Raw genomic sequence first — 12,657 nt, forward strand, 5'->3', positions numbered from 1 at the left:
CAACAACTTTTATGGAATACAGAAAACTGATTGATGTCGAATTCAGGGAGTTCGACCGTGAAGCGCTGGAGAAGTCATGGAAATGGCTGAACGACCCGCAACTAAAAAGCCTGACAATGACTCCCGACTTCGACCAGGAGTCTCAGGAGAAATGGTTCGAGAGCTTAAAGACCCGGACCGACTATTACCTGAAGGCCGGATGGTACAACGGGGTGCCGATCGCCGTGCACGGCCTGAAGCACATCACCGATACAGACGGCGAGGTTTTCGGATACATCGGAGAAAAAGAGTTGTGGGGTAAAACGGCTGCCATACAAATGATGCAGGATATAATCGATTACGCAAAATCCCGCAACCTGGAATCTCTGTACTGCATCACCCTGAAAGAGAACAAGAGGACTTACAGGTTGTGTAGGCGGTTCGGCTTCGAAACGGAGAAAGAGGTTACCGACGATACAATCATGATGAGGCTCCGTTTCTGACTTGTCCTAAAAAAATATCTCTCACGATACTGTTAATACCCACAACAAATAAAAAAGAACACAGGCCCGGGTTAGTTCTTTTTTATTAAGCGAACCGACATAAAGTAAATAGGATCATTATAGCCACTATTGTCCTCTACCGCTTCTACAGCAAATCCGCTGTCATTCATTCTAACATGGTATCCATCGTTTGTCCAGTACTTATTCTCCTTACCAAAACCGTGATATTCAATTTCCAACACTCTATGACCATAAAAAAGTGCAATCTGTAACCAACCGTCTTTTTCCGAAGTAGGGGCTTCATAACCCAATGGACTATGGCCAGGACTGTTTGGATTACTACGGAACGACAGTCCCGAATTCAAATTATATTTCGTAAGCATGGCTTGAATTTCTTTGTAGTGTGTGGAGGAGGGAACTTCCCAGCCCGAAGGGGCAAAACCTGTATCTTTCACAACTGAACGTTTATACAAAAAATTAGTCCCGTAGTTACAAGCCTGAACCATAAAGTCAATTACAGCTCGTTTGGACTGGTCGAATTGTAAGTTTTCTACATAATTGACTGCATTTCCATTACCGTATTTGTTTGATTTGTAATCTTCCCGGGTCCAAATACCGCCAAATATTTTCACCAGAGGATAAGCATGGTGTGCTTCATTGAAATGCACCGCATGCAGGTAGGCATTGTGAATGGTTGTTTGCTTTGCTGTTTGTTCATCGTTCAATTGGGTTCTGATAGTAACTCCACCCAGATAAAGATTGGTATATTCTCTCTCTTCAAGCTCTTCATAATCCACAACTTTAAGATTCGATCCATTCCAGGAGATGCGGGCCGGACGACGGCCTTCGTAGCCGGGAAAGAAACCGGCATGCATCAATATCTTGCCGCTGGCCACCGGATAAATCACATTCACCCGTTTTAACGGGTTTATCTCCGGTATAAACTCGTTGCAGACGGTGGCGATGACCCTGTTGCTGTTGTCTTTTACGTCCTTCACCAATGTTTCAGACACACCCTCAGTGAAAGTTGGGAGTTCTATTTGGTAGTTATTTTTATCTTCATACTCCACCGTTACAAAACCATTCCCTTCCATCACAGATTTAATCTCCTCGCGACGTGCCGGGCTTGTGGCCAGTTCATAGAGAGGAATCAGGCCCTCCAGATCGGAACCAAAACCAATCAACGCTGTTTTGTTTGTCAATACATTCTCGTAATCCGCTACCGACTTTTTCCACGTTTCAATGGCATTTTTATCGGAACTGTCTGTCAGTGGCCCGGAATCACCTCCGATTGCGGTAAACGAGAGTGTGGTTTGCGATTTGTTTTGCGCATAGGATGACTTCATCTCCTCATCCACAGAAGCATCCGAATTCACAAAAGCATTGGAATAGGAAGCTTTCAGGTATGCGGTAATGTCGTAATAACCGGTTACCTTCGACACATCCACAGTCAAATTATACCTCAATCGTCCTCCCAGGTCAGCTTTTGTAATCAGATGTGTTCCGTATTCTCTAAACAGGAGCTTCACTCCTTCTGTACCCCGGTAAGTTTCCGACACACCATCAATCGCTTTTTTAGCGGCATCGGTCATCCAGTTTTCCCGGATATCCTCGATGTCCGTGACAATACTGATGTCGGTCACCTTGTATTCGATATACGAAATAGCGTATTCGTTGAATTCGTTGTTGGTAACACCTGAGGTAAAGGTGGCACCCACTTCCCCCTTGAAACCACAGTACTTCCCTCCAAAATTCACGGCCGCACTCAGGTTCTGAGCCAATTGTTCAAGACTTGAACCTACTACCGTCCGCTCATAGAACCGGGCACTGGGAGCATTGAATTGTATCAGGTCTTCAGCCTTCATCTCATTCCACCGGACAATTTGTTTGGTCACGGAATTGGGAGAAGCATACTCATTCAACGTGTTATAGCCGTACCCTACTGCATATTTCTTGATAGAAGGTATGCTGTTAGCATCACTCGTCACTCCATAGTCTTCAGCACATTTCTGGCCAATTTCGAAAGTCTGGACAGCGGATCGATCAGTCGTAGAGAGTAGGGTTACCTTCCCCGTCTGTCGTTCCTGTGTGTCATTCTCAAGCACACAAATCTGCACGGTTGCATTCCCGCTGCCACTCGTTGGGAACACATAGAACCAATCACCTTGGGTTTCTATCGTCCATTCTCCGTTACTCTGCACCTGAAAAGAAACTTCGGAAGCCCACATGTCAAGCAAACTAACGTCTGTATCCAAAGGCAATTCCGGTTTTATCCATATACCCTCATCATCGGAACAGGAAATAAAAAAAACGCCCACAATCAAAACTAAAATTTTAAATAGGGTTTGCTTATTAATTTCCAGTCAGGCACAAAAATTCAATTGTGGCCCGAGTGGATAAATGTTTATATTTCTCACTTTCATCAGCTTCAACAGTAAAGAGACAAAATAAGACAGGGGAATATCTCTCACGTGCCGGATCAGGTTCATCACAAAAATGATAGCCCCTATCCAACTGTTTGACGTCGAGGACAGTCTGGCGCGGATATCATTTAAACCATATCCACGCTTGCCCTGACCAAACTTCCCTTCAACCTGGTTGCGTTCCGCCGCCTCTCGTCGCTCTTTACGTTTTTGGTATCTGCTCTTGATCTCTTTTGCCGGCTTTCGTCCCAGTGGCTCCCCGGTGAAGCGGATTCCTTTCTCTTTCAAAAACCGCCTGTTCTCCCGGGTAAGATATATCTTATCCACCTGAACCAGCTCCGGATATTTCCCAGTCAACTTCCTGAAGCGTTCAACCTGTGACTGAAGATCCTGCCCCTCGTTGAAGGCATCCCAGTCAAAATGATCCACCCTGGCATATCCATCCAGCAGGCTGATGTTGATCTTGGCGCCAAACTCCGTCTTGGCCTTGGCTTTACCACGGACGATGGGGCGAACATGTGGCTGATGAATGTTCACTATGCGATCTTCTACTTGATGGCTCTTCTTCTTATACATTGTCTCCTGTTGTTCCAGCAGATGCTGGATGACAAAAAAATACTTTAGTTGCCGCCGGTCGAAGGGAATCGGTTTATCCTTTATGGTGTCCAGTATCCCGTTGATAGTCCGCACATCCCGTTTCAGGTAGTTGATCTGCTTGCGTATCGCTTGTCTTAAAATGTTGGCAGGTTTTCTCTTCATTTTCGACACATTCAAAAAATCCTTGCGTGCAACCCTTCTGTATGTACGGGGTTTATCTTTAATACCCAGTTTCAAACACAACTCATCGATCAGCTCTTCTGCCTTCTGGCGGCTCTCGTTCAACAAATCCAGGTCTGTGGGATACTTGATATCCGCATCACAGACTGTTGCATCCATTTGGAGCTTCCCCTTGTTCCCGGGATGCGGATCGGGATCGTCATCATTATCATCTTCTTCATCCTTCGCATCCTTGTCAACCACTTCTTGATTTGCCCCGGCTTTTAGCTTCAACCCTTTTCTTATCAAGTCGTCCGTCAATGATTCAAAGACATCAAGGTCGATTCGCTTTCTGATGGAGACCAGCAGTGACGGTGTCATCACCTGTTCAGAAGTGAAGGACTCAAGCCCAAGAAAATACTGCATGTAGGGGTTCTCCTGTATCATCTCTATTACTCCACGGTCGTCACTCTTCATGATGTGCTTGATGATAATCACCCCCAGCACAAGTCTGGCATCCTTCGTGGGCGCACCACGATTGCTTTTGAAGTTCTTGTAATAAAGTCGGGCGAACTCTTCCCAGGGTACTATTTTTGAAAGAACAACCCACCGGTTATTCTCATCCAGTTTTGCCTCGAAGGGCATCTTGAACTCGGAAATTGAAAGCTGTCTGGAGCTCTTGTATCGTATCATAAAATGCAAGGATTATGAAGTAAAAATACTCAATTTCTTGCAGTTATACAAATTTTATATCAATTATTTTGCTGATTATCAGCATAAATGTCAATTATTTAGCAGACCCTAAATAATCGTTTCATGGTTATTATTTGTGTATGCAATAAATTACGCGTTTTATAAAGTTTTAAAAATTTGCACAAAAAAAGATTGTCGGTTTTTCCGGTAAGCCACATTTAATTAACATATTCTTTTTCAAGAACTTCTATCATGTTAGCCATTTCAAAAGCAGTTAGTTTGTTTCAAGTCGGCTCAAAATTATAAAAAAAATGTTATAAAAAAGCAAAGAAATATGTTTTTTTTCTTTGTCTCTGTTTACGTGAACAGTAAGTCATCTTAAATACTTCATCATCTTTCATATTTGTTTTTTTGGCATTAGAACCTTTTACTCCTCTTTTATGTTGTTCTTTGAGACATTAGATTATTCTATCGGCTGTTCGTTCTGCGAAGTGAGTGAGTTTAAATCAAATAGCCAAGATAGTCCCTCATTTTATAAATATCTCCTGCTCCAGACCCTTTTTCTCTTTCTCGATTACTGAAATTAGTCGTAGTACATTTTCTTCCTCGATTTCAGCTTTATCAAACAGTATGGTTTGCTTGTCATAGTTTTTCCGATTACCTTTTTCTGATAAAAGTTCCTCGTATCCGGGAGGTAGAAAAAAGGTTGCCCTGTTTTTCAAATACTTCTTAAATTCGTTGATGTATATATTTAACCCGGCGTAATCTAAATCGCCAAAATGGATATAACGGTTTGGAATCATTTGAAGCCATTTAATCAGGTCGTGGCTCTGTGGGTAACGTGAAACGAAAAGAGGTTTTATGTCAAGGAACAGATATCGCTGTTTTTGAATGTAACGAAAGTTTTCAGGGTTTTCAATGCCCACTATGGTAACATCAGCCGGAGGTGTGAACTCCTCAAAATCATAGATAAACAGGAGCATTCCATCCTGTGGCTGGAGCAGTATATATTCTTTCTTGAGTAGGCATTCGATCGGATCGTAGCAGTTTATTAAAAAGCCTTTGAAAGTTCGTATGGTTTTTAATTTCGAATCAGAAGCTATATTTATTGCGGCAGCCCTAGTTAAATCATCCTGTTTCAAGCCCTCTATATAAAGATCGAGATCATTAATACCAAGGTGATTTCTCAGGTAATCTTCTAACCTTTCGGTACTGGTTATGTAAAGCAGCGCTTTTCTTCTACCTATAACCTGTTTATGCAATGTACCGTTCTCAATCATTGCATTGATAACCGGATGTTTCATTTTGCTTGAAGGAATCTTGTCTCCCTTACGCATCAATCTAAGTCTCTCTGCTACTGACAAAGGTAGTTTCATCATGTGTGGTGGTATTGCGTTACTATTCTCTTTACCCTGGTAATGCTGTGATTATCCTTGCTTAACTTGTAGATATGGTCAAAAGCAAGAGCATCATTTTCGATGGGTGAACCGCTAATCAGCCATATTCCCCTGTCGTTGGCGAACTTAAGAATGCCTCGCACGTTATTAGGATGTAGTTTTCCTATCTCATCCATCATACAATGTAGTTTGAAATCTTTGAATCTTCTTGATGCACCCTCTTTGAACACGTTAAGCAGCATAATATTCAACATCGCTTTTACAAGCACGTCTGTACCATCGGAACCCACGTTAGACAGTTTTTCCACCCACCCTGAATCGTTGTCATTCTCTACAATTCTGAATTTAAGCTCAAAAGAATCGGCCAGCGTTATATAGTCACTTTTTAGTTCTCCGATTTTCCCGGTAAACTGGTTTAGAAGCTCCACTGCCTTTTTGTTGCTTTTTGCCTGATTTTCACCTGAGAATAAATTTGTTTCACCGACAGCAAAAGGGTTTTCGTCGTAATGTTTTTTTATCTGAATCAAAATTTGAACCAACTCATTCCTGCTATCATCCACTTTCAGTTCGATTTTTTTAATGACTCCCATGAAATTTTTTTTGTCAAAATCATCGTTAATCTTGCTTATTACTTTCTGTATCTCGCCCGATTTTTCAACCAGGTTGGTTGTTTGCTTAGCAATTGTAGATATTATCCACGAAAAACGTTCGTTGACCTCTTTTTCAATCGTTCCAATTTTATTCTCTTCAACGAAATCTGAGAGCATTATCGCAAAATCCAGAAAAGAGGAGTCATCTGTAAGCTGTTTCTTGAACTTGAAGATATTATCATCGCTAAACTTGGCAATAAAATCGGTGGTTGTTTGCCGCAACTCATTCATGCGGCCGGTAAGTTTATCGTATTGAATATCCTTTAACCTGTCTATCAACTCCTTTACACTTTTATCCTGAAACTTAGTGTCTACTGATTTCTCAACTGTTTTAGCCTCTTCTATCGCACTTTCAAGCGAGCCTGCAATGGATTTGTAAAACCCTAATTCTTTGAAATTGTGCAGAGCTTCGTTATCTTCATAAATATTTTTTAATATATCGGTTGCCTGATCTATTTGTTGGTCAACTAAATCCAAATCATATGTTATCTTTTCAACCAGTTGTTCATGTTTCTCTTTTTCTGATACCAGCTGTCTCTCCGATTTTTGTTTGGACTGTTTAAATTCATCGATCCTGTCAATATACTCTCTTTTATCTTTTCGATATTCGGCTACAATATCTCTGTTTTTTTCAATAAAATGAAGTTCTTCGTTAAGCAGTACAGTTTCGCTTTCAATTTCCGAAAGGCGTTTTGTATCAGCACCTTTACTTAAAAGATCATTTTCCTGTTGTAGTCCAATCTCTTTTTTTCTGATATTAACTTGCTCGCCTTCTGCATCAATTTCATTTTCAATTTGTGTTACTTGCAAGTTTACTCTTTCATCTTCAGCTTTAATTTTTCGATCACGCTCTCTTCCAATTTTTTTTGTTTGTTTTGACTCTTCTTCCTCGATTGCGTTGATCTTTTCTTTTACCAACAACTCCTCGTTAACTGCGTTCTCTATTTTAATTTTCAGATTGTCAAGTGCAGCTTGCTTCTCTTGCTCAGCCCAAGATTCCAGCTGCTTCTCCTTTACTAATGCTTGCGATTTTTTCTGCTCGTTCTGCTCTATACTGTATTCATTTCTCCTGATTAATTCATTTTGCTCCCTTATTTTAGGCTGAAATTTACGTTTTAGGTTCTCTTTGTTTTTTTCCAGTGTTTGATGTGTATTATTTATTTCTCTCCTTAGCTCATCTGTCTTCTCTTTCAAACCGGATTTCTCACGCTCGTAATCATCCATCGTTTTCACGATTTTATCAACCTCTTCCAGATCAAGCTCTACCCCGTAAACTGTATTGTTGCTTTTATTCATCTTTGGGGAAAGATTGCTGTTAAACAGTACCACTTTTTCATCGATCACCTTACCGATTGTCTTTTCCCAGCCGTGGTAATTTTCAGTAAGCCAACCATAAAGTGAATCTTTACTATTATCAATATAGAATGTTATTTCATCAATCTGTTTATTTAATATACTAATCTGTTCGTTCAGTTTTTCTACGACCCGATCATTTTTTCCTTCTAATTCTTTCTGCTCAAAATCCCAGTTTTTTCGTAATGATTCTGTCTCTCTTGCGGCCTGTTCGTTTGCTGCTTTAAGTTTTTCATTCAGACGAGTATATGATAGCAACGACGAAGCGTTTTGTTGGATATCATTTTCCAGGAATCGGGTATGTGTCACCCTCTCTTTTTCAATTTTAAGGTTATTAGTAAAAATTCTCTTTTGATCTAAGCGTTCAGTTTCCTCATCCAGCGCAGATTTATACTCTTCCCTAATTTCAGAAAGCTTCTTTTCATATTGATTCCTTATGTTTGTTTGGAAGTCAAGAAATTCTGAACGAAACCTGTTTTTATCTGCTTCTTTCATGTTTCGGTACTCTTTCCATTGATTATCGGCTTGCTCCAGCAAAGCCTGATATTTACGGTTTATCTCCGAAAACTGAGATGTGAGCAAATCTTTTTCTGAATAAAGGTTCTGCAACTCCTTTTCTATCGATCCCCTTTTTTCTACCCTTTCTATCAGGTTTTCAATATTTTTCTCTCTGTATTTGATGTTTAATTCTCTTACTTTACGAAGGTTTTCTTCCTGAATTCTGATGTCCCCTTTAATTTTATCTTCTTTGGCCATATAGCTGTCTGTGGTCTTTTGCAGAGCTTCATTTAAGCCGCTTTTCTGAATTTTCTCACGTTCCAGCTTCTCTTTTAATTCAGGTTCGAGTTGCTCATTTTTATAAATTTCTTTTCCCAGCAACTCTATTGTTTGTTGTTTTTCCCGTTCTAACCCCCTAATTGCAACATATAGTTTCGAAATATTGTCTGCCTGCGTGATGCTGCTCGGGTATTTAAATTTCCTTATGTCGGTAAGTTGTTTATCAAAATCGTTCAGATGATGAGCGTATTGGTTCAGGTCAATCCTTACATCATTATCGAGCGACATGATAATGGTCTGCTTGATAAAATCAGCCTCCATTTTTGAGTTCAAGAAAACATTTTGAATTGTTTTGGGAATGTATTGATATTCTTTGCTTTCGATGATGGAGTAACGTTTATACTCATTTTTCAGGCCACGATTATTCCCGTAAATTATATCCCTATACGTGCTATATTCATCAATTTTTCTCTTGGTGTAGTAGATATTGTTCCTGTCCAGACGTTCAGCCACACCTTCCCAGCTTTCAGGTACATTTCCATTTTCTTTGATAAAATATTCTTGTCTGTATTCTCCGTCAAAAAAACGAAAACAGACCTTATGCTGTGATTTATAAGAGACGACACAAAAAACAGTATCATCCCGGACAACTTCATAAACTATGTAGGCGTTTGCATCTTTGAAATAGTAATCCACGTATGATTGTTTCTGCCTTGAAATGCCAAGACCCAACGTGTCTGCATTGTAAAAAAAGAGAATTGCCCGCAGCAGGGTGCTTTTTCCAACGCCCTGTGTGCCTATAAAATGAACGTTTCCATTGAGGTTTACTTCAGTGTAACGGACTCTCGCGCTATTTATAAAAATGATTCTATTCAGGTATCTCATCTTCAACTTCTTCAGGGATATGAATATTATTAACCAGTTCTTCGAGAAATTTGAATGAGGAGAGTACTTTATATGAGGTAAGTATCTTACTCTCCTCTTCAGCGAAACCATCGTCGCAGAGCGATTTGATCATCCGGTTTACAACATCCGTGTATGGAATGTTGTCGTCTAACTTAAAAAGGGTTTTCAGGTTGTCTGCCTTGTTTCTTAGTACCGACTGAACGCTTATTTCGGTGGCTATCTGCATTGGAGTGAAACTGTATCCGGAGCCGAAGTTAGCATCAAAACTCTTCAGAAAATCGAGAATATCAATCCAGCGGCAGGAAATTTCCAGTTTTCGTTCCAGGTCGGCCCGCGATTCATTTTTTCGAGAGAAGTAGTAGTACTCGTCACCCTTTTCAAGTGTGAAATTGATAGCGTCAAAGTACTCGTGAAGTAGTTCAAAATTATCTTTGTCGTCAATTATTTCATACAACCTCGTGGTATTAGGGTCGGATGAGTTGGAGCAAATAAATTTTCCTTTGCTCAGCAATTCAAAGATTTCGGAAGTTTGTCTCGGTACTCTCATAATTGTACATTTTTTATAGCGAACCGATTTTTAGGATAAACTAAGGCATATTCTATATATTTGCCGGATTCAGCATCGCTCTTTTCATACCGTTCGGTAATCTCCAGCTCATCTTCAAAAATTGAAACAATCTGGCAATATAGAGTAACTCGTTTGTCGAATGTTGTCTCCATGGGGAAATTATATTCCTTAAGGAAAGCGAAAAGATGCTTGTCGGACAATACAAAATTATCCCTTACCTCATGCAGGTTTATATGGGTTTCACTTGAACTGTAAGCTGTAAGCTCTTCTGCGGAAAAGTTGGGGGCAACACTCTTTTTCGGGTCAACATCAGTTTTGTATCTCTTTATCACTCTGTGTATCAGGCTATAAGTGTCGTCCTGTTGCATTCTGTCCAGTGAAAGTTTTGGTGAATAAACTGGTTTTGTATCGAAAACTACAGCTGTTGATTTACCAAGAACTTCCTGGATGTTGGTTTTATGTTTTATCTCGTACTGGTTGCGTAAATATTTCAGTTGCCTCAATTTTTCGATAAACCGGTTTTGATATTTCACCTGATTGATATACTCTATTATCTGTTGCCGGGTTTCAATCAGATTGTGGCTTGCATCAATCAATATCAAAAGCAAATCGGTCTTAATATGTCTCAGCTCTTCGTCGGTAGCTGTTTTAAAAAAGGTGATTTCATCTTCATTCAACAGTTTTTCTGTTTGAACGATCATTTCTTGAATCGCCTCAAGTCTTTTCTTGTAATTCTCAAGCTTGGATAGTTTAATCCTGTAATTAGGCTCTGTTTTAAAGGCATTTTCAATGTTGCGGTCTAAATCTACAATGCTCCTTATAGTTACTCGCCCTATCTTTTTCAATGATGATTTTACCGCTTTCAGGTACCTGTATCTTTCGCTCTCGCCGGAAGCCTGAAGATAATATATCATATATTCCTCCTTTATCTGGCGGATGCTCTCATGAACGTAGGAGGTGTTTATCTCTTCATTAACCTCCAAAATATCTTCGAAAAAGTTCAGATACTGATCATCCAGCTCCAGCAAATTTCCGTTTTGATGTATGATATTCCTACTTATCAGTAGTTTTATCACATCCTCGTTCCCATCCATCACCTCTAGTGCGTACTCATACTTGTATGAAAGTGTTTTACGCTTCTCAAACATTTCAGCTAAAAGCTTGCTGCCTCTGCTTAAAACATTTAACAAATCCTTTATTGAGTAGAAATAATTCATTACATTTTGTTTCAGGATGATTATTGTAAGAGCAAAGATAATCCAATTTATCATTTTTTTATTGCAACGCAATTGGTATGCATAAAGAATGTAAGCAGTATATTTCAACCATTCTCCTTTTTTTATGTGGTACCACTTGAAATCGAATCGTAGCTTTAGATCATCATTATTTACATCAATAGTTCGTTATTTTTTCAAGTATAGTCATGCAGCAATAGCCGCAAACTCAATAAGTTCTTTGACAAGTTTATCATTTAATCTTCTGTTCGGTCTAATGCCGGACACGCGAATAAATCGATCGAGCCTATAGGCGTTGTGTATCATTGTTTTACACGATGCCATCGAAAACGGGATGCCCCTTTCCCTTGCCAGCACTTTTGCAAGGTTCACCGAGGTAAGCGAGGCATTGAAGTTAAATCCAAGTTTTGCCACATCCCTTGCCTGCGATTGCATGAGCCCGGTAAATCCCTTGGCATCGCGAAAGCAGAACTCGATTTGAAAACGTGTCCGGTAATACTCGATGACATCCTTGCCGCTCATGGCGGTATTGGTGGAGAAGAACAGTTTGGGGCTTTTTGCCTCCCTATCGTACCAGATGACCAGCCTCACTTTCATCTTGAGTGATTTTGACCAGGCGATTAGGGTATATAGTTCCCCGTTGTCTATATTGATCTTCTCGACCCTGGATTTGTCCAGGTTTGCCATGTCAATCCTGCCGTCGTAGAGTTTGGGTCTTCCCCTCTTGCCGGTAGGTTTTTGCAGGGTGGGATAGAAAAGGACGGCATCATTCCTGAAGCGGCTGACCAGTGCAAAGCCCATCCCGTGCAAACCCTCCACGAAAGTGCTCCTGGAGAAGTATGCATCGGCAACCACATAGTGGCTTGCCCGCTGGAGTTTCTCCTTCATTGAGCCCAGTACCCGCAGGTACCAGTCAATCAGGTTTGAATCCCGGCTTTCCAGAGTCTGGCTGTCAGGTGTCTGTACCCCCTGAAGGCTGATGCAGTCATTGTTGTCGATATCGACCAGCCCGATTCCAAGGATCTCCAGTCCCCGTTTGGATTGACCTGCGGCACCCGACCAGAAGTAACCAATCCATGGGGTATGCTTTCCCGATTTGGATATGAAACTGGGATCAACGGCTACAGCCTTCCTATTCCCGGTCAGTATGCGATCCGAGAGAAACAGGTTAAACCCGCACCAGTCAAAATCCTTCGAGAAGTTCTGGCGAAAGCGTTGTTCACACGATTTGCCATATCTTCCCAACTGAAGGAAGTTGATTCTTCCGGGAATGACCATATATAAAATCAGTGTCTCCATCAGGAATGTTTTGAAACTTTTGTGTAACTTCGTTGTCAGTTCACTAAGGACATCATTACAGATACCCATATATTGGTCAAGCAGGCTGTTTCTTTTCATTACTTTATCGTAGTAGGAT

General features: G+C 40.6%; 8 protein-coding genes. 1 reads left to right on the plus strand and 7 read right to left on the minus strand.

All coding sequences use genetic code 11. From position 1 onward, the window contains the following. Positions 1 to 11 precede the first annotated feature (11 nt). Positions 12 to 482, plus strand: a complete 471-nt coding sequence (locus tag AACM02_RS10830; RefSeq protein WP_339116978.1) for a GNAT family N-acetyltransferase — start codon at positions 12 to 14, stop codon at positions 480 to 482. A 71-nt stretch (positions 483 to 553) separates the two neighbouring features. Here the strand turns inward: AACM02_RS10830 and AACM02_RS10835 are convergent, their stop codons facing one another. From AACM02_RS10835 to AACM02_RS10865, 7 genes are all read right to left on the minus strand, one after another. Further along, positions 554 to 2,737, minus strand: a complete 2,184-nt coding sequence (locus AACM02_RS10835) for an MAC/perforin domain-containing protein (protein WP_339116979.1) — start codon at positions 2,735 to 2,737, stop codon at positions 554 to 556. A gap of 108 nt (positions 2,738 to 2,845) precedes the next feature. Further along, the gene (locus AACM02_RS10840; RefSeq protein ID WP_339116215.1) at positions 2,846 to 4,354 is read right to left on the minus strand and encodes an IS5 family transposase; all 1,509 of its coding nucleotides are present in this window, start codon (positions 4,352 to 4,354) and stop codon (positions 2,846 to 2,848) included. Positions 4,355 to 4,881: 527 nt separating this feature from the next. Next, positions 4,882 to 5,733: a hypothetical protein gene (locus tag AACM02_RS10845; protein WP_339116980.1), complete on the minus strand. Its 852-nt coding sequence runs from the start codon at positions 5,731 to 5,733 to the stop codon at positions 4,882 to 4,884. Further along, positions 5,730 to 9,416, minus strand: coding sequence for an ATP-binding protein (locus AACM02_RS10850; protein ID WP_339116981.1), 3,687 nt, complete (start codon positions 9,414 to 9,416; stop codon positions 5,730 to 5,732). Before AACM02_RS10850 ends, AACM02_RS10845 begins: the two co-directional genes overlap by 4 nt. Further along, complete coding sequence (locus tag AACM02_RS10855) at positions 9,400 to 9,984, minus strand: condensin complex protein MksE (RefSeq protein ID WP_339116982.1); 585 nt, start codon at positions 9,982 to 9,984, stop codon at positions 9,400 to 9,402. The genes AACM02_RS10850 and AACM02_RS10855 overlap by 17 nt, the downstream gene beginning before the upstream one ends. Continuing rightward, positions 9,981 to 11,276, minus strand: a complete 1,296-nt coding sequence (locus tag AACM02_RS10860; RefSeq protein WP_339116983.1) for a hypothetical protein — start codon at positions 11,274 to 11,276, stop codon at positions 9,981 to 9,983. The genes AACM02_RS10855 and AACM02_RS10860 overlap by 4 nt, the downstream gene beginning before the upstream one ends. Positions 11,277 to 11,426: 150 nt before the next feature. Then, complete coding sequence (locus AACM02_RS10865) at positions 11,427 to 12,638, minus strand: transposase (protein ID WP_339116984.1); 1,212 nt, start codon at positions 12,636 to 12,638, stop codon at positions 11,427 to 11,429. Between the last annotated feature and the right edge of the window lie 19 nt (positions 12,639 to 12,657).

Origin of the sequence: Petrimonas sp. (assembly GCF_963921705.1) — a bacterium.
GTDB classification, from domain to species: domain Bacteria; phylum Bacteroidota; class Bacteroidia; order Bacteroidales; family Dysgonomonadaceae; genus Petrimonas; species Petrimonas sulfuriphila.